Source organism: Persicirhabdus sediminis (assembly GCF_016595495.1).
Taxonomy (GTDB): Bacteria; Verrucomicrobiota; Verrucomicrobiia; order Verrucomicrobiales; family Akkermansiaceae; genus Persicirhabdus; species Persicirhabdus sediminis.
This window is the reverse complement of the sequence record NZ_JAENIM010000015.1, coordinates 1-18,155: the sequence shown is the minus strand read 5'-3', so window position 1 is coordinate 18,155 and position 18,155 is coordinate 1. Positions and strand designations below refer to the sequence as shown.

Sequence of the window (18,155 nt, the reverse complement as noted above, 5' to 3'; positions counted from 1 at the left end):
CGAATAGTGAGAGATTACTTCGATCTGGTCAGCCAGACTGCAGAGTTCCGGTATCGCATTTGCTGGGAGGGAGCACGCAATCTCTTTACCGAGCGAGGCTTTCCACCATCGACTGTTATTCAGATTACCTGCGATCAGGGCGATGACGTAAACGGAATCTTTGCTGTTGGAGATGGAACGTTGCTCGATTGCGATCTCAGAGAGAATCCGCATACTCGGCAGTCGGTAGCCTTCACCAATTGGGAGGTAATCGAGGCCTCAGACACTGATGAGGATGATTATGGTCTAGCTCTCCAGATTCTTGCAGATAGCCGTTTGAAGCATGCTTTTGATATTGCCGTGCAGTCGTTCTACGAGTTCCATTGGCGAGAGTGTGATCGTCCGCTTCCCTAATCACATGACTACTGCACTGCTGACTAACGGCCAATCAAGGGCGAACAAGACGCGGCACCCAACCACTTCCCCGTCGAGTAACTGACCTTTATGACAATTTTAACATCAACCCAAATACGTAGCGCGCTGAGTGGTCAGCGGTTGGTGTGCTAGACGTTAGCTCAAGAAAATGAAGATCACTCCCAAGCGCATAGGGTTCATTCTAGCGACCTTGCTTTTCGTTATCGCTGGCTTAGGAGCATACCTGAAGCTCTGCGTTTTTGGGTGGAAGGAGGAATGGAGTCTCGCGGTTGGCATCGTCAGAATGAAGGTGCCTTCTGAGGATGACGCGAAGGTTTTGAGTCGTTTCACAGACAAGCTGTCAACGGGGTCGACCGCTGAGATTGAACTTGAATCGGGCATGATCACGGATCCTCCTTGGGCCGATGGATCTGACGGGCATTCTGTTCGCCTCATGCTCGATGGCCATGGAGTTCACGCTCGTGGATATTTGCGATTTGCTCCACTCCGAATCGAGTATATTGGACCGAATGAGGATGCGGAGGTGTTTCAACAGATCGTCGATTTGGCGCAAAGTCGAGGTGTGACTGGCCCGATCGAAATTGTGGAGATCAACACACCGATCAACGTCGTAACAAAGCGCTAACAAGTCGCAGCACCCAACCGCTTCCCCGCCGAATTAATGATCTTCATGACAATTTCAATCCAAACCCAAAAACCTAGCGCGCTGAGTGGTCAGCGGTTGGTGTGCTAGACGTCAGATGAATGAGTTTTTCACTAAACTCTGCTAACTGAACACTACTCACTAAGGAGCGGAGCCCGCCTCACTTCTTTTCTAAAGCCTCATAAAAGCCAAAATAAACCAGCCAGCTCAGCCTTCCTGCTAGCTACATTTCCAGCCAGCCCCCTTCTAACTATTTCATTGACTGATTAGAGATTTCTATCACCCTGCATTAGATTCACTGAAAACTATTCACTGCTAACTAAAGGCACAGCCCGCTACCATAATGAAATCTATCAATCTGACTAAACATCCCGCCCTCCAGCTAAGCCCAAATCATGATCGTAGCCTCGGCTAATCTCGCCGCAGAAATGTTAAATCCACCACCAATCACTACAAATCAATAATGTTAGACGAAGAAATTCCCTTCACTCCGCCTATGACACAAGTATTCGATGGATTCGATCTTTCCTCGTTCTGGGAGGACTCCCAATACGCGAAGGAGAACTACGTCGATGCGGAGCCCACCCCGGAGGTGATCGGAGCCGTAGAGAAGCAGCTCGGTTACAAGTTGCCTGCTGCATACATTCAACTAGCGAGGACGCAGAACGGTGGTTTCCCCAAGAACACGAATCACCGCACAAACGAGCCCACTTCTTGGTCCGAAGACCACATCGCGATCACTGGGATCTACTCAATCGGGAGTAGCAAGCTCTACTCTTTGTGCGGCGAGACATTCAACTCTCAGTTCTGGGAGGAGGAGTGGGGGTACCCCGCTATCGGAGTATACTTTGCTGACTGTCCTTCCGCCGGGCATGACATGATCGCTCTCGATTACCGGAAGTGTGGTCCAGAGGGAGAGCCAGAGGTAGTCCACGTTGATCAGGAAGATGATTACCGGATCACCAAGGTTGCTGGAAGCTTTGAGGATTTTATCCGCGGTCTCGAATCTGACGACGCCTTCAGAGAGGACGAATCCGAGATCGAACGTATTCTTCGAGAGAACGACCTCGGGGCGATTCGGAAGCTTATCGGATCCGGCGTGGATCTCGAAGTGACTGACGAGTATGACCGGACGATCATCGAGAATGCCGCCATCCAGAATCGACCTGAGATAATTCAACTCCTCGCCGAAGCTGGCGCATCTTTACGGAGTGCACTGGAGATAGCGGAGAAAAATTTACAGTTCTTTCCTGAGCACGAAGCTTCCGTAAAGGTCTTGCGGAGCCTAACCGAAAATAACGACGGCTAACAAGACGTCAGCTAAATGAGTTTTTCACTGAACACTGCTAACTGAACACTGCTCACTTCTTTTCCAACTCCTCATAAAAGCCAAAATAAACCAGCCAGCTGAGGAATTCGCTGGCTGGCATTTGGCGCACCTCAGCTAGACTGCAGTGGCGTCGGTCGGCGAGGTAGTAGAAGCAGCTGGTGAAGCTGAGGCCTGCGCGGCTGACTTTTTTCCCAGCGTCTCAACTTCTGAGGCGGTGGCATCTTCAAAGACCTGGCTAAACAGATCAAAGAATACATTCGGGTCCACTTTGCTCACCAGCTTTTCAGCGGCTTTGCCTTGTGGGTCTGAGAATGCGGGGCGACCATCTTCGAGCACGACTTTGCGAGCTAGAATCTTAGCCATCAGCAATGATCGCTTGGCGATGTTAGTCACCTTGTTGGCTTCCTGAGCTTCTAGCTAGCTATATGCCCACACCCCGCGCTGAAAGCGCATTATAACAAAGCCCATGGCTTCAGCCATGGGTCACACGCCACCAAAACCACAAAGCACGCTGAAAGTGTGCCAGAGAACGCAGCCCACACCTCCAGCCAGCCACACTTCCAGCCAGCCACACTTCCAGCCAGCCACACTTCCAGCCAGCCACACTTCCAGCTAGCCAAACCTCCAGCCAGCCACACCTCCAGCCAGCCACACCTCCAGCCAGCCACATCTCCAGCCAGCCACATCTCCAGCCAGCCACATCTCCAGCCAGCCACATCTCCAGCCAGCCACATCTCCAGCCAGCCACATCTCCAGCTAGTTCACCCTCTCGCCAGTTAGCTAGAAACCCACAACTCACCCCGCGCCAAATGCGCTTCAAGGCTCTGGCAACATATCACCCCGCGCTGAAAGCGCAAAAGAACAAAGCCCATGGCTTCAGCCATGGGTCACGCCACCAAAACCACAAAGCACGCTGAAAGTGTGCCAGAAAGCGCCGCCCACGTCACCAGCCAGCCACCTCACCCAGCCACCTCTAACTATTTCATTGACTGATTAGAGATTTCTATCAACCTGCATTAGATTCACTGAACACTGAAAACTTTCCACTGCTAACTAAGGGCGTAGCCCGCCTCCATCATGACAACTATCAATCTGACTAAACATCCCGCCCACCAGCTAAGCCCAAGTCACGATCGTAGCCTCGGCTAATTGGATTTCAGAAATATTCAATCCACCACCAATCACTACGAACCAATACTGTTATACAAAAAATTAACACCTCAATTTATGGCATCAAAATCCAATTTAGTAAACTTAGACGCGATGATTAAGCGTGAAGATTTTGCCGCTGGAGATGGCGAGAATTCAAGTTATGAAACCATCAACAATATCTCTGTCAGAGATCTTACGCCTGGAGGTTTGACAGCGCCGATATTGAGAAAGCCGGACTTTCAAAGGGAAACGAACCACTGGACTCCCGCACAGGTATGTTCACTAATTAAATGCTATGTGAATGGCGATTTAATACCATCTGTTATTCTGTGGAAATCACCAAGTTACCTTTTTGTTATTGATGGTGGCCATCGCTTGAGTGCTCTTAAGGCATGGATTGAGGATGACTATGGAGACGGCCCTCTTTCCCATAAAATGTTCGGCCACGAGATTTCTAACGAACAAAAAAAAGCAGCAGAAAAGACAAGAAAGCTAATCAAGCAAGAGGTGGGAACCTGGGGGCATTATCGAAGCCAGATCGAAAATAGCGACAACCTTGACCTAACATCTGAGCAGCGGAAAATAATAACCACGATTACTACTAGGGGGTTTCAGGTTCAGTGGGTTCAGGGTGACACAGACAAAGCTGAGACCTCTTTTTTTAACATTAACATGAAAGGAACTCCTCTCGATGAATTAGAGGAGTTGCTTCTTAGAAATAGAAAAAAGCCCATTCCTATTGCCGCTCGAGCTATAATTCGTGCAGGTAAAGGGCACCGCTATTGGTCTAGATTTGATGATGAAATGGGAGCTAGAATTGAAAACGAAGCTGCCAAACTTCATAGTGTCTTATTCGCACCTGAGCTAAAGAGACCAGTGAAGACGTTAGATCTACCACTCGGAGGGTCAAAGGGCATTCGAACTGCTATCCAAGTTTTATTAGACTTCATATTAATGGCATCCAGAAATCAGGATCCATCTCTCCCTGAGATAGCAAGTTTTGCTGACGATCCATCAGGCGAAGATACAATAACCATACTGAGGAAGGCCTCAAAACTGGCAGGAAGAATAACAGGAAACGGGAATGGCAGCTTGGGGCTGCATCCAGCGATTTACTACTACGGGCCATCTGGTCGCCACTCTACTCCCATGTTTCTTGGAACTGTGTCTCTGGTCGCTAAAAAGCTGGCAAATAATGACGACTACTTCTTCAAGAGCTTTACCAGAATTCGGAGCAAATTAGAGACTCATTTGATAGAAAACAAAGACTTGATGGCGATGATACTGCAGAAGAATATTAGCCGATATAGAGTTTCAAAATACCATGATCTTTTAGAAGGTATTATCTCAAAACTTTTAGCCGAAAATGACGTATCACAAGAGGATATAATTGAAATATCTGGACTTGAAGGAAAGATACTCGCTGCAGACATCATCCAGAAAAAACCAAATGTTACCGATGAAGAGAAAAGTAAAGTATTCATCAATGTTGCTCTGAAAAGTGCTATAACCTGCCCGATTTGCAACGGCTACTTAGATGCCGAAAAGTCTGTTTCATACGACCACATCGAAAGGGTTCGGGAAGGTGGGACAGGGGCAGCGGATAATGTTCAACTGACTCACCCTTACTGCAATCAATCCGTCAAAAATTAATAGTATAACAAGGCAGTGGTATCAACTCCGTTACGCGCTCCGCGCTTCACTCCGTGATACACTTTGACGGTCAGCTAAATGAGTTTTTCACTGAACACTGCTAACTGAACACTGCTCACTTTTGTTCCAGCGCTTCATAAAAGCCAAAATAAACCAGCCAGCTGAGGAATTCGCTGGCTGGCATGGCTCGCACCTCAGCTAGACTGCAGTGGCGTCGGTCGGCGAGGTAGTAGAAGCAGCTGGTGAGGCTGAGGCCTGCGCGGCTGACTTTTTTCCCAGCGTCTCAACTTCTGAGGCGGTGGCATCTTCAAAGACCTGGCTAAACAGATCGAAAAATACATTCGGATCCACTTTGCTCACCAGCTTTTCAGCGGCTTTGCCTTGTGGGTCTGAGAATGCGGGGCGACCATCTTCGAGCACGACTTTGCGAGCTAGAATCTTAGCCATCAGCAGTGACCGCTTGACGATGTTAGTCACCTTGTTGGCCTCCTGCGCATCTAGCTAGCTATATGCGCACACCCCGCGCTGAAAGCGCATCAGAACAGAGCCCATGGCTTCAGCCATGGGTCACGCCCCCAAAACCACCAAGCACGCTGAAAGTGTGCCAGAGAACGCCGCCTCACCCGGCTACATCGCCAACTAACACACCATATCTCCAGCTAGCCATCTACTACCTCTAACTATTTCATTGACTGATTAGAGATTTCTATCACCCTGCATTAGATTCACTGAACACTGAAAACTTTCCACTGCTAACTAAGGGCGAAGCCCATCACCATCATGAAAACTATCACCCTAGCTAAACACCCCGCTCGCCAGCTAAGCCCAAGTCATGATCGTAGCCTCCGCTAATTGGATTTCAGAAATGTCAAATCCACCACCAATCACTACGAACCAATACTGTTCGCTTTAGAAAAAATCGTGAATCGCATATTCCACATACTTATAACTCTCTCTCTATTCGTCTTAGCTTCCGATAAATCCCTTGGTGAAGAGGCTTCCGTGAAACTAAAGTATATTTTTAATGTTCCAAGAGGACTTGAGAAGCAGGTTGCGTTCCATCACAAGAACGGCTCAACGGAGGTCGTAGACGCTCACAAGATCTACAAAAGGAATCACCGCATCGGCTGGTTGATGCAACTTAGGCACTACGATTCGACCGGCTATCCTGACTTCGATTACTTCAGTGGCATAGTCCCAGCCGAATTTGGGCTGCAACAGACTGCGAAGCTCATCGGGATATCTGAAGCGCGCACGCTGATCCTGAAGCAAGAATTGGCATTTGGTTCTGCGGCCTTGCGAAAGCACATCAAACAATTACTGAGCGAACAAGACGGCGCTGACCTACCCGCTACCGCTCCGGAGTCGAAATCGGAGGGTGACGAGAAACCTAAACCTGAATCGGAGGCGCGCCCCCAGTAGCGGGTGGTAGGCCTTAAACGTTCGACAATAATGAAGAAGGTAGCCCTAATCATCGCTATTCAATGCATCGCCTGTGTTTTTGTCTCTGCTCAGAAGGTTAATCCCAATCCAAGTTTTCAGAAGCTGATTTCTGGTGCAACTCGAGTGGTAATCCGCGATGGGGATGCCTCTAGGCGAGCTTCCCTTGAACATAAGGTATATTTTGAAGTTAATGATGCTGCGACGATCAAGACGCTAATGAGGAATATGGTTTTTGTTAGGGGTGCATTCAGGAATGGTTGCGATTGTAACGGGCATCCAGGCATGGATTGGTATGTTGGGGACAAGCTTGTTGCGATCACCGCGATCAAGCATGGATCTGGAATCATCAGGAATGGCACAATCGCGAAGTTCACCCCCGCATCCAAGACGTGGCTAATTAAGTGGTTGAAGGAGCATGGAATGACTGATGACCAGCTCAAATAATGTGGTCGAACAAGATTAGATGAGAAGGCGTCAGCGGGGCTCTAGCTCCGCGAGATACACTTCTCACCTATGACTACCTCGACTCAGATTACTATTAGCATCGACCTTGGAGACCGTTCGCACGCAGTATGTGTTATTGATGCCGCTGGCAGAAACAGCCAACCACATCTCTAGCTAGCCACATCTCTAGCTAGCCACATCTCTAGCTAGCCACATCTCTAGCTAGCCACACCTCCAGCCAGCCACACCTCCAGCTAGCTCAAGTTCTCGCCAGCCAGCTTGAAATCTTCCCACACTCCGCGCTGAAAGCGCTAAAGAACAGAGCCCATGGCTTCAGCCATGGGTCATGACAGCAAAACCACACAGCACGCTGAAAGTGTGCCAGAGAACGCCGCCTACATCTCCAGCTAGCTACCAGCCCTTCTAACTATTTCATTGACTGATTAGATATTTCTATCAAGCTGTAGACAAGACAACTAACATTCTATGAAAAAACTATCAATCTGACTAAACATCCCGCCCGCCAGCTGAGCCCAAGCCATGATCGTATCCTCGGCTAATCTCGCCGCGGATAACTTAAATTACTCCCCCCTTACTACGAACCTACACTGTCCTCCAAAAAAATATGCAGATCATCACCGTATTGTGGGGCATTTCGATCCTTCTCGCTGTTCTCGGGGGCATACCGTATGCGATCTGGATGGTTCGATCCGCCATGCGCAAGAACTGGAGAAAAGTGGGCATACTAGTTGTCTTACCATTGGGATTCTTCGCCTTGCTTGCAGGGACTACAGTGATCGTCGAGTTTTATGCTCAAGGGCAATACGTTAAGAATACATATGATTCTCAGGGCGATCTTGGTGATCCGATCTTCAAGTATGATCCCGAGAGATCGTTCAATGGGGATGGAGTTTCGCTCTATATTTTCGAACTCCCTGCCCCTATCCGGCAGCGTTTTGGTAGTCCAGATACCCGCTTGAAGTCTGACTTCCCGAAGCGACCACACTATCGAGATGGTTGGAGCGAAGTATCATGGACCGAAGCCCCGTTACGCGAAGAGCATAAGAAGTATTTCGCGTTCGCCTTATATGCTTCTAGCACACACACTCAAGACCTCCTAGAGGCTCTATCTCGCGCCGGAACCTTTTACTCGTTCTTTCACTACGACCACGGAGATCATCCCGGCAATGTCGACTTTTTCGTCGTTGATTTAGAGGCAGGAAGAATATATGAGATCAACGTAAACACATAACAACGGAGAACAAGGCAGCGCACACCAATCCACTACACGCTAAGTAGTTTAGTTTTATGATTATTTTAACCGTTAACCCCTTCGTCGAAGCCCGCTCTCTGTAGAGCATGGGTGGCTTTTGACGTTCTATCTACAGAGATGACAACAACTGTTACTCCTAAACGATTCTCCTTGGATTGGGATACTACATGGAAGCCTGCACAACTCCCAATAACAGTCCGTTGCCCAAAGTGTTCGTCTAAGGCTTCCTGTGTTGGGACTTCTCGCTATCTAGTGCCTTGGGAGCCAAAGGCGGCTCGTATGTCATGCGTAGAGTGCGGATATTCAAAGTCAGAAGATCCTCCTAAATGGAGTGGCCCGATAGTTGGTGGTGCAGAAGGTCCTTGTAGTAAATGCGGTCGCCGATTGTCCGCATCTAAAAGAGAAAAATCCCCATCAAATATTAGCAATTTGGTTCTACTTGAATGCGAATGTGGAAAGATTTCTGAGATACCCATGAAGTGGCACGCAGAATATATCAACTCTGAACCCGTTGATCCCTATTTAGGCTTTCCCCTTTGGATGCAAACACAGGTGAAAAATCGAACGCTGTGGGCATATAACTCATTTCATGCCGAATATTTATACGATTACATTACCAGCTCAATTCGAGAAAGAGGTAGAGGAGCGTGTAAATATTCAATGGTTGTAAACTTGCCGCAATGGATCAAGTCTGCAAAAAATCGAGATGCTATTGCGAAAGAATTAAAAAACTGGATAGAGCAAGACGGTGGAGGCAAGCACGACAAGTGATAACCTTTCGCTGCGCTCTGTAACATTGCCCCCGCGCTACCACACCAGTTAACGTTCGCCAGCTGGTTTTGTTTTTCACTGCTAACTGAACACTGCTCACTAAAAGGCGGAGCCCACCTAACTTCTTTTCTAAAGCTTCATAAAAGCCAACACAAAGCAGCCTGCTCATCCTTCCTGCTAGCCCCCCATCCAGCTAGCCAGAAATCTGCCCACAACCCGCGCTGAAAGCGCTAAAGAACAGAGCCCATGGCTTCAGCCATGGGTCACGACAGCAAAACCACACAGCACGCTGAAAGTGTGCAAGAAAACGTCGCCCAAATTTCCAGCTAGCGACCTACCAACTCTAACTATTTCATTGACTGATTAGAGATTTCTAGCAACCTGCATTAGATTCACTAAACACTGAAAACTTTCCACTGCTAACTAAGGGCGCAGCCCGCCACCTTTCCGATCATGAAAACTCTCAATCTAGCTAAACATCCCGCCCGCCAGCTATACCCAAGTCACGATCGTAGTCTCGGCTAATCTCGCCGCGAATAACTTAAATCCCCCCCCATTACTACGAACCAATACTGTTCTGCTAACAATACTCTATAATTATGTGTAAACGCTTTATTATTTTCCTACTGACCATTACAACATCATTGAGTGCACAAGACAGCGAGTTAGATCATCGTGGATTTCAGACCTACACGGCAAAGAATCTAATTTTTCCACTGAAGCAAATGATCTCAAGAGCCCAGATTGAAGAAAAAAAAGTGGTCGAGGCTTATCGGTATATTGAGAATACGGGCTGGACCTACCGTGAGCTAATTGCATTTCGCTACAGTCCTAATGAGTGGTTGATTCATTGGCGAACCGATGGGTCCCAAAAAGGGACTAGAGTAGGCTCAAAGTTTCTTTCGGAATTTGATGATCCGATGATGATTGAGAATTGGCTCAAGATCATCGTACAACCAGATATTTGGAACGGTTTGGAAAGTGAAGGAGATCCGAGCATGGATGATGGGCTTAGAGTGGTCGCAGCAAGATACAAAGATTCTAAGTTTCAAAATCGAATATTTATAGGCAGTGATTCTCCAAAACCTACTGGTAAGCTCAGAGTAGCTGGTAAGTTGGCTGAAAAATTGTGGGCTCAACTTTCTCGTATCGAATAACAATCTAGTTGCAGAACAACGCGTTGGTAGTGAGCGGGACAGCATCGACTTGATCAATCACGGTCGCAAGCTCCCGACTTTTGGGTGATATGGAAATCGACACCCCGCCTCCACATCTTTAACGTTCGCCAGCTGGTTTTGTTTTTCACAGCTAACTGAACACTGCTCACTAAGAGGCGGAGCCCGCCACCCATTTCTACTAACCAATACTGCACACTCAAAAAATGGATGCAATCGAAGCCGCTAAGCTCATGGGTAAGAACCTCGAGTCGAGAGAGTTGAATTTAATTTCTTCTTGGCTGCGTCAAGAGGAGAGCGCCTTTAGAGTTAGCTTTTTAATAGACGCAATAGGGCATACCGCAATTTGGCGACTAGCGACATCCACAATCAATGACCGAAGAGAAGCCTTAGAGATCTACAAACTTGGATTAGATAGGATTCACTCGGCACATTCTCAGCTAACGATGAAGTGGGTCAAATTTGGGGTGACAAAGCTTGGTCCAAGAAGAGCCATTGCAGAGATCGCCAAGAGAATGGACTCTCAACCCTATGTGGTCGATATGGCTCTTTACTGGTTGCCATCTTTGATCGGAGGTGACCGGTCAGGCTGTGATATGATGAAGCAACTCCAAGCGGCAGCTTCGGAAGCTGGTATAATCAGGCCCGTGAGATCTGAGAAGCAAGCTGATGGCTCTGTTCTTTTCAGAGATCGCTATGAAAACTGAACGAAAAGAACAAGCCGATGATGGCAACTGAACACAGCTAACTGAACACTGCCCACTAAGGGCGGCGCCCGTCTCACTTCTTTTCTAGCACTTCATAAAAGCCCAAATAAACCAGCCAGATAGGATTAGCTACACAACCCGCGCTGAAAGCGCTAGAGAACAAAGCCCATGGCTTCAGCCATGGGTCACGCCACCAAAACCACAAAGCACGCTGAAAGTGTGCCAGAGAACGCCGCCTACATCTCCAGCTAGCTACCTTCCACTCTAACTATTTCATTGACTGATTAGAGATTTCTAGCAACCTGTAGACAAGACAACTAACATTCTATGATAAAAAATCTCGCCCTAGCTAAACATCCCGCCCACCATCTGACCCCAAGTCATGATCGTAGCCTCGGCTAATAGGATTTCAGAAATGGTAAATCCACCACCAATTATTACTAACTAATACTGTTAGCGCAATGAAATACAAGCTGCTGCTTAGTATCGCCTTAAGCGTGCTCTTTCTTGGTTGTGAGAAACCAGCTAACTCTTCCAAAAACTTCAAAGTTCAATCTAGTTTGATGACCGAATCAGAGATTAGCAGTTTTGATGATGCACTCGCCAAGTTGGACACAGTCATGAGCGAAAAGGCTCCTCTGCTGCATGGTAAATTTGCGCCAGGTGCCACAGATGAAGATATTGCCCAGCTTCGTGAAGCTCTAGGCGGACACGAAATAACCAGCTTGGAAGCATGGTTTAGATGGCACAATGGGCCGAAGGAGCGTTTTTTAGGGTTAGTGCCACTGGGTGAAGTCGTTTCTATCAAGCAGGCGATTGAATATAGAGAATCATTAAGTATGGCAGGCGCATCTCTTCGGGGCTCGTCTGTTATGATAATGGAAGACGGAGCAGGAGATGGATATTTCTTAGACATCACCTCTGATCCCCCACGGGTATTTTATGAAATGATGGAAGACCCTTACCCTACTTATTATGGGTCATTGCCTGAATTTGTAGATTTCATCATCAAAGGCTTCAGTTCTGAGGTTTTCTCGGAAGACGCAAAAGGTTGGTTTGTTGAGGATGAAGATCGCTTTGAAGCATTTGAGAAAAACTACCTTGATAAGCACAATAAGCACTAACAACACATGGTAGCCGACTGCGATTACGACCCAATTTTGCTGCGCTCTGGCCGCACAGAGCGCGGTCGCCTACATATTTAACGTTCTGCTAAAACTTAGAATGAAAATTATCAGTCAAATTCTTCTGCTTTCTACCGCTGGATTTATCTGGGGCATTTGGTGTGGAGAAGACCTTACTAAATTGTTTGGAATTTCATTTTTGGGTATCGCAGTTGTAATCGTGCTCATGTTTTTGGCTATCTATTTTATTCAGGGTGTCAAAATGCGTATTCTCGGATGCACAACCACGATAGCAAGCCTTGTGGCAGGAGTTATTCTTGGTATAGGGGCCGCTTCCTCGGCGTTCAATGAATGTGTGGCGGACGGAGAATTAGTAAGAAATCACATTCAAAAATTTTATATCACGAATGGACGCTACCCTGAAAAGCTTTCAGAATTGAATACGCAACTTCCTGGGAAACTAATTATTCGAGGAAATATTATGGATTATAAAAAGACTAATGAAGGATATTCGCTTCTATTCGAGGATTGGTTAATTACTCACACTGCTAGCGAAAGTCTGGCATTTACAGCATCTAAATGACTAGCAGAACAAAGAAGCGTGCACCAATCCACTACCTACTCCGAGTCGAAAAGCGAATGTTAATTATGAACCTTAACCTGACACCAAAGCTCGCTCCCGGTAGTGGACGAGAGACTTTTTACATTAGCCAATAAATGATGAAACATCTCATACCTATACTCTTATGCCTGCTCTTGATCAGTTGCGGCAAGAAGCCTTTTCAAAGTGGAACTGCTAGATTCATTCATTTTCGCACAAGTGATAATACTTCAACCTTACTTATAGGGGAAGATTACATAGGTTCCATTTCGGCTACGAAAACTTTTAAATAGAGAAACCCTGAAGTTTCTCTTTATGATTCATACATCGTGATATCCTATCCAGGTAGTGATAAAAATGAGTTAGTCATTCCCAAGGAATCTTTGATCCAGCTGAAATGGAAAAACTAAACCAGACTAACAAGACGTAAGCTCCAACAGCTAGCTGTTGACTCCCCTGATCTCACATCTATTCTACACAATTGAAACTTAGTCATTTGAGCAACTGATTAATCGCTATCAGTACTCTTAAACCTTCTGCATAAAACATGAGCCGATTACCTCGACATCTTGCAATTGCGTTCATCGCGGCTCTCGTCGCTTACATCGCAGCCCCGAGAATATTAGGCGAGGCCGCCGAATCAGTGCTACGAGAAATCGAGTGGTACGCGGCATTAGTCTCTGCCGGACTGTGGTTCATCTTCAGCTTGATCCTGACAAAGCCGAAGATTCAGCAATGGCTGATCCTCGGTTTCATCTCGCCATTCATAGGGCTACCGCTCTTTTACTCGATTGCTGCCTGGAATTCTGGATATGGGACGCAGATTCCTGAGCAAGGTTCAGCACTTCTTTTCGGCCTGATGGCTGCAGGCCTACTTTCATGGCTACTTATTCCAGTTGGGTTACTAACAGGTCTGTTAGCCGCAGCTGTGAGCCGAGCGTTTGCAAAACTAGAAACACAACAAGCCGCTGCACAAAACCACTAACTGTGTTGTGATTTCTATCAACCATGCCCCACCCGACTCCTAACTATCACATTGACTGATTAGAAATTTCTAGCAACCTGCAGTAAGTTCACTGAATACTGAAAACGCTCCACTATTACCTAAGGGCACATCCCGCCACCGATTACTACTAACCAATACTGTTCACTCATAAATAATGAAATTCACAAAACGCGCAACCTCTGAAGACGATTATGGTTACGCAAAGGGTATTCACGATCTTGCTTATCGTGATTGGACTGTTGCTCAGTTTGGGCCGTGGGATGAGAAGGTACAAGGTAAGTTTTTTGATGATAGTTGGAATTACCATAATTACGAGTTGCTTCTCCTAGATGGTGTTCCTTGTGGCTACTGTGCGGTGGATTATAATGAGCACGTAATACGTGTTCTAGAACTTGCTGTAGATCCAGATTTTCAAGGTCAGGGAGTAGGAACGAGTTTCTTTCATGATCTGATTAATCGTTATCACTCGGAATCAAGATCGATCCGCCTAAATGCGTTCAAAGTCAACACAGCTGCTATTGATTTCTACCTTGGCCGAGGCTTTGTTGTGATCGCTGAAAATGATCTTCAACTACAATTTGAATGGCAAGGAGAAGACAAAAATCTAGCTAACAAAGTTAGTTATTTTAATGAACACTGAAAACTCCCCACATCTAACTAAGTACTCAGACTACCACCATCATGAAATCTATCAATCTAGCTAGACAGCCCTCCTGCCAGCTACGCCCATAGCATGATCGTAGACTCAGCTAATCGGATTTCCGAAATATTAAATCCACTACCCACTACTTCTAACTAATGCTGTTCGGCTCAAAAATGAAACACTTGGCATTCCTAGTCGCGTTGCTACTGACGGCGTGCAACGACGATCAAACTGAGGAAACGCAGACAGAAACGACTAAGATGAACCAAACGATTCTAGGTAAGACGATCACCATCGACCAATTGGAAGCCATGTTCGAAAACATTGCTGAGAAAACCAATTGGGATTTGAGCGGGAAGATGCTGTGGGGCTACTTTTTTACTCATCATGAGCCGAAAGCACTTGAGCCTGTAAGAGATGAACTCATTACCGCAGGATATCGGATTGTAGACCTTTATCAGTCTGACGGCGAGGATCAGGATGTACCACCCCTTTGGTGGCTTCACGTCGAGAGGGAAGAGATTCATACTCCTCAAAGCTTGGACCAACGGAACGACACGCTCTACCTTCTCGCTGCTCGGCATGGGGTGGATTCTTATGACGGCATGGACATCGGCCCAATTCAAAACCATGGCGAACAAGACGGTGTTGGACAACCTGCGAATCGCTACTAGTCTGAATGACTTTCACTAACACAAGCTTTAATCCGCAGTAGAATTTTTACCGTGATTATAGCATGGACCAAAAAGGAGCTTTGGCCTGAAACTGGCAATCGAGAGTCGTTTAGAAAGAGCTTTTTCAGCAAGGATTCGAGAGCTTATTTGGAATCCATAGAAAAACATATCAAGGCGAGCGAGGCAGCGGCCTACAGCCGCACCACTACTTAGCTATGGAAAAAAAACAATCACTGTCGGATGCTGCTAAGATCTACCAAAGGCATTTATCAAAAGGGCAGATCGTTACAGCAGAGTTGAAGGATGGGAATGCTAGCTATTCAATTACTAACTCTAATGACCCTGACAGAGAGTATGCGCAAAAAATTCTTTTTGAGATTGGATCAGTTAGCAAAGTTTTTAATGGCTTATTGCTAGCTCAGTCTGTTGTGGACGGGCAATTATCACTTGACGATCAGGTAAAAGATCTATTGCCAGATCTCAATTTTACTGACTCTCGTGTGGGACGAATTGAGCTGCGTCAACTAGTAACTCATTCCAGTGGCTTACCTGATTTCCCAGATAATTTCATGGAGTCGTGTGACCCCTCAGATCCGTATGCACATTACGATCGCTATCGTCTTCGCACATGGCTGGAGCGAGTTCAACTTAAGGGCGAGGCTCCCTTTGAATTCCAATATTCGAACTTCGGGGTCGCTTTACTGGCAATGGTGTTGACCGAGACCTATCAGAAGAGCTGGGAAGTGCTCATAAGAGAAAAAGTCACTCAACCACTTGGCCTAGTTGATACCGCTGTCGACCTAACCGATGAGCAAGCGCAGCGTTTCGCCCCTCCTTACTTGGGAGAGATGCGTGTAAAACCAATGAGATGGACTGCCGTAGTTGCAGCTGGTGGTCTTAAGTCAACAGCTGAAGATCTTGTTAAGTTTGCTCAGGCACTCCTATCTCCAGAGCAAACTTCACTTAACGAGGCGATCAAATTGATGCTCTCACCTCAAGTGCACATGGAAAACATGGGGCTGGGTATTTTCAGCTACAAAGGCTCATCGGGATCACAAGTATATGGCCACGTTGGAGGAACTACGGGTCACAGATGTGTATTTGAAATTTCACCTTCAGAGCTAACAGCGAACATCGTGTTAGTGAACAACTTCTTGATGGACGGTCGTCTAATAATTGAAAAATCCTATGAGAATCAAACGAGATATGACCAACAAGAACATCATCTAGACAGAAAACTGCTCAGTGAATATGTGGGCAGATACAAAATAAGCAGCAAGACTCCTGACTACATCCAAGACGGTGAGTTCATCGTTGAACTGAAAGGAAGTCAGTTAATGATTCAGCTAGTAGGTTCATGTTTTTTACACCCACAAATTCGCCTATTCTCAAACTCAAATCGTGATCAGTTTTTCACCAAAGAACCTTCTGCAGGCTGCGAATTTGTCCGAATAAACGGGAAAATCTCATCCTTAGTTTATTCAGATCTGTTTCAGGTTCATGAAAAATGGAAAGCTCAGAAAACACAATAAAGCTAACAAAGAACTGCATTCCACCACCTTCCCTGCTCCGAGTCGGAGTTTTTATGACATTTCTATCCATTAACCAACAATCAAAGATCAGCCGCTGTTAGCAGCTGGGTTGATCTTAACGTTCAACTACAAATGAAAACCATCAAAGATCTCTCTATTGGCATTGCATTAGCCGCAGTTGTTTATTTTCTAATCGGCTTTATAGGTTTCAGGCCACTAGCATTTCTATCGGAAATCTACATGATTACCCTGTTTGCTGTGCATCTCATATCATCTATCGCTCTTTTCAATGAAACCAGAGTGAGGCAGCAGAAAAACCAAGAACTTTTCCTAGCTCTCGGTGCTCTATATTGGGCACTTATTGGATTATTATTTGGCATTATAGGAATAATAATATTCAAAATCGTAAATAGTAACTCGAGAATTTATGAATCCAATTAGCCCACTCACAAAGCTGGGCCAATCGACTAACAAAGCCAATACAAACTTCTAGCAAGTGAGTAAGTCGCCCAATCTATCTGTGATAGAATAGTCTCCTATGATTTTTGATAGCATTTCGATATCCCACCAAGCTTACAGAGCCCAGACTCTCTAATAAGATGAATACTAAGATCCTACTCGCCTTGTCATTAGCCATAGTATCCTGTAAAGACGACAAAGAACCAACTTATTTAAAATCATCGACCTCAATAGATTATCATGGCCCTTTGCGTTTAGTTTGCTTAGGTCGCGATCTATCAAGCTATCATATTTGCGTTTTTGATGAAGAAAAAGCCTCTAGATTATCGGTGACGGAGAAATATGCTAACATTACAGATATGGAGGCGAGAACTGTAGCCCAGATGGCTATTGAAGATAACTTACCTCTATACGCTTCGGGGGCTAGCGTTCTGGTTGTTAAACTTCCTCTAGAGCCAGGATTTATTCACTTAGTCTATTTTAAAAAGAAGGTGCCTTACAAAGTCAATATCTTCACTAGGGACGAGGTTGAGATAAGCACTGTGATTCCGGTATATGCCGATAAATCCGCCCACATCCCTGAAGGTCTATAAAGAAACTATTAGCTAGAAGCTGATAGAGATAAAACTCCACTCTCACCGCATAACTACCAAGTTTAAATTCGCCCTAACCCTAGAAAATTGCTAGTAAAGTACAGGGTAAACAATGTGCCTATCTAAATAGCTATGAATATAGATTCTCGAGAGTCATGCCTTAGTATTCTGACTCCCAATTTTGATACGATGTGATCTTCCCCTCAAATTTCGTACAGCAAGTCTCCTTTAATTTTTTAGTTGAATTAGGCTGCTAGAGCAACCTGATTTTGTTTTTTGAGGTACTCAAATGGCGATATATAGCCCAGTGATGAGTGGCGTCTGTAGGTGTTATAAAAGCCCTCAATGTATTCAAAAATAGCTTTGCGGGCAAGTTCTCTGCTTGCGAAATAACCACAGTTGGGAAGTAGTTCTGCTTTGAGCGAGCCGAAAAAACTCTCACATGTCGCATTGTCGTAGCAGTTTCCTTTGGCTGACATCGACTGCTTGAACTTATGATCTCCGAGTAACTTACGTAG

23 protein-coding genes and 1 pseudogene are annotated in these 18,155 nt (G+C 46.0%); 21 read left to right on the top strand and 3 right to left on the bottom strand.

Translation table 11 applies throughout. From position 1 onward, the window contains the following. The 3 genes from JIN82_RS02715 to JIN82_RS02705 all read left to right on the top strand — a co-directional run. A partial coding sequence (locus JIN82_RS02715) for a hypothetical protein (RefSeq protein ID WP_234041730.1) occupies positions 1 to 393 on the top strand: 393 nt, incomplete at its 5' end. Positions 394 to 562: 169 nt separating this feature from the next. Next, positions 563 to 1,039 (top strand): hypothetical protein, encoded by a 477-nt coding sequence (locus JIN82_RS17070; RefSeq protein WP_234041729.1) that lies wholly within the window; start codon positions 563 to 565, stop codon positions 1,037 to 1,039. 481 nt (positions 1,040 to 1,520) lie between these two features. Further along, entirely contained in the window at positions 1,521 to 2,366 is an 846-nt protein-coding gene (locus tag JIN82_RS02705; protein ID WP_200310103.1) for an SMI1/KNR4 family protein, read from the top strand. 135 nt (positions 2,367 to 2,501) lie between these two features. Here JIN82_RS02705 and JIN82_RS02700 read toward each other — a convergent pair whose 3' ends face one another. Next, a complete protein-coding gene (locus tag JIN82_RS02700) occupies positions 2,502 to 2,780 on the bottom strand; it encodes a hypothetical protein (protein ID WP_234041728.1) in 279 nt (92 codons plus the stop codon). 126 nt (positions 2,781 to 2,906) lie between these two features. Between JIN82_RS02700 and JIN82_RS02695 the strand changes: the two genes are divergently transcribed. The 3 genes from JIN82_RS02695 (at position 2,907) to JIN82_RS02690 (ending at position 5,192) form a co-directional block, all read left to right on the top strand. Continuing rightward, positions 2,907 to 3,167 carry a hypothetical protein gene (locus JIN82_RS02695; protein WP_200310102.1) on the top strand — a complete coding sequence of 87 codons (261 nt, stop codon included), beginning with the start codon at positions 2,907 to 2,909 and terminating at the stop codon, positions 3,165 to 3,167. A 90-nt stretch (positions 3,168 to 3,257) separates the two neighbouring features. Next, a complete protein-coding gene (locus JIN82_RS17435) occupies positions 3,258 to 3,380 on the top strand; it encodes a hypothetical protein (protein ID WP_267906495.1) in 123 nt (40 codons plus the stop codon). 234 nt (positions 3,381 to 3,614) lie between these two features. Further along, positions 3,615 to 5,192, top strand: coding sequence for a GmrSD restriction endonuclease domain-containing protein (locus tag JIN82_RS02690; RefSeq protein ID WP_200310101.1), 1,578 nt, complete (start codon positions 3,615 to 3,617; stop codon positions 5,190 to 5,192). A 198-nt stretch (positions 5,193 to 5,390) separates the two neighbouring features. Here JIN82_RS02690 and JIN82_RS02685 read toward each other — a convergent pair whose 3' ends face one another. Next, positions 5,391 to 5,669, bottom strand: coding sequence for a hypothetical protein (locus tag JIN82_RS02685; protein WP_234041727.1), 279 nt, complete (start codon positions 5,667 to 5,669; stop codon positions 5,391 to 5,393). Between the two features lie 375 nt (positions 5,670 to 6,044). Here JIN82_RS02685 and JIN82_RS02680 point away from each other — a divergent pair, with 375 nt between their 5' ends. The 15 genes and pseudogenes from JIN82_RS02680 to JIN82_RS02615 all read left to right on the top strand — a co-directional run bounded on the left by JIN82_RS02680 (position 6,045) and on the right by JIN82_RS02615 (position 17,637). Then, a complete protein-coding gene (locus JIN82_RS02680) occupies positions 6,045 to 6,614 on the top strand; it encodes a hypothetical protein (protein WP_234041726.1) in 570 nt (189 codons plus the stop codon). Between the two features lie 30 nt (positions 6,615 to 6,644). Next, on the top strand, positions 6,645 to 7,079 hold the full coding sequence (locus JIN82_RS02675) for a hypothetical protein (protein WP_200310098.1): 435 nt from the start codon (positions 6,645 to 6,647) through the stop codon (positions 7,077 to 7,079). Between the two features lie 625 nt (positions 7,080 to 7,704). Further along, a complete protein-coding gene (locus JIN82_RS02670) occupies positions 7,705 to 8,331 on the top strand; it encodes a hypothetical protein (RefSeq protein WP_200310097.1) in 627 nt (208 codons plus the stop codon). Positions 8,332 to 8,826: 495 nt separating this feature from the next. After that, positions 8,827 to 9,123, top strand: a complete 297-nt coding sequence (locus JIN82_RS02665; RefSeq protein ID WP_200310096.1) for a hypothetical protein — start codon at positions 8,827 to 8,829, stop codon at positions 9,121 to 9,123. Between the two features lie 599 nt (positions 9,124 to 9,722). After that, positions 9,723 to 10,280: a hypothetical protein gene (locus JIN82_RS02660; protein ID WP_200310095.1), complete on the top strand. Its 558-nt coding sequence runs from the start codon at positions 9,723 to 9,725 to the stop codon at positions 10,278 to 10,280. Positions 10,281 to 10,504: 224 nt separating this feature from the next. After that, positions 10,505 to 11,005: a hypothetical protein gene (locus JIN82_RS02655; RefSeq protein WP_200310094.1), complete on the top strand. Its 501-nt coding sequence runs from the start codon at positions 10,505 to 10,507 to the stop codon at positions 11,003 to 11,005. A gap of 461 nt (positions 11,006 to 11,466) precedes the next feature. Beyond that, positions 11,467 to 12,129 carry an SMI1/KNR4 family protein gene (locus JIN82_RS02650; protein ID WP_200310093.1) on the top strand — a complete coding sequence of 221 codons (663 nt, stop codon included), beginning with the start codon at positions 11,467 to 11,469 and terminating at the stop codon, positions 12,127 to 12,129. A gap of 100 nt (positions 12,130 to 12,229) precedes the next feature. Further along, positions 12,230 to 12,712, top strand: coding sequence for a type II secretion system protein (locus JIN82_RS02645; RefSeq protein ID WP_200310092.1), 483 nt, complete (start codon positions 12,230 to 12,232; stop codon positions 12,710 to 12,712). A gap of 565 nt (positions 12,713 to 13,277) precedes the next feature. Beyond that, positions 13,278 to 13,715: a hypothetical protein gene (locus JIN82_RS02640; protein ID WP_200310091.1), complete on the top strand. Its 438-nt coding sequence runs from the start codon at positions 13,278 to 13,280 to the stop codon at positions 13,713 to 13,715. 175 nt (positions 13,716 to 13,890) lie between these two features. Further along, a complete protein-coding gene (locus tag JIN82_RS02635) occupies positions 13,891 to 14,376 on the top strand; it encodes a GNAT family N-acetyltransferase (protein WP_200310090.1) in 486 nt (161 codons plus the stop codon). A 176-nt stretch (positions 14,377 to 14,552) separates the two neighbouring features. Beyond that, positions 14,553 to 15,053, top strand: coding sequence for a ribonuclease E inhibitor RraB (locus JIN82_RS02630; RefSeq protein WP_200310089.1), 501 nt, complete (start codon positions 14,553 to 14,555; stop codon positions 15,051 to 15,053). A 60-nt stretch (positions 15,054 to 15,113) separates the two neighbouring features. Next, a pseudogene (locus JIN82_RS17640) lies at positions 15,114 to 15,191 on the top strand (adenylate kinase); the annotation flags it as partial. A 77-nt stretch (positions 15,192 to 15,268) separates the two neighbouring features. After that, positions 15,269 to 16,585 carry a serine hydrolase domain-containing protein gene (locus JIN82_RS02625; RefSeq protein WP_200310088.1) on the top strand — a complete coding sequence of 439 codons (1,317 nt, stop codon included), beginning with the start codon at positions 15,269 to 15,271 and terminating at the stop codon, positions 16,583 to 16,585. Between the two features lie 132 nt (positions 16,586 to 16,717). Continuing rightward, positions 16,718 to 17,026: a hypothetical protein gene (locus JIN82_RS02620; RefSeq protein ID WP_200310087.1), complete on the top strand. Its 309-nt coding sequence runs from the start codon at positions 16,718 to 16,720 to the stop codon at positions 17,024 to 17,026. 158 nt (positions 17,027 to 17,184) lie between these two features. After that, the gene (locus JIN82_RS02615) at positions 17,185 to 17,637 is read left to right on the top strand and encodes a hypothetical protein (protein ID WP_200310086.1); all 453 of its coding nucleotides are present in this window, start codon (positions 17,185 to 17,187) and stop codon (positions 17,635 to 17,637) included. Between the two features lie 245 nt (positions 17,638 to 17,882). Here JIN82_RS02615 and JIN82_RS02610 read toward each other — a convergent pair. Then, positions 17,883 to 18,155 (bottom strand): integrase core domain-containing protein (locus tag JIN82_RS02610; RefSeq protein ID WP_200310078.1); only part of this gene is annotated, 273 nt, incomplete at its 5' end.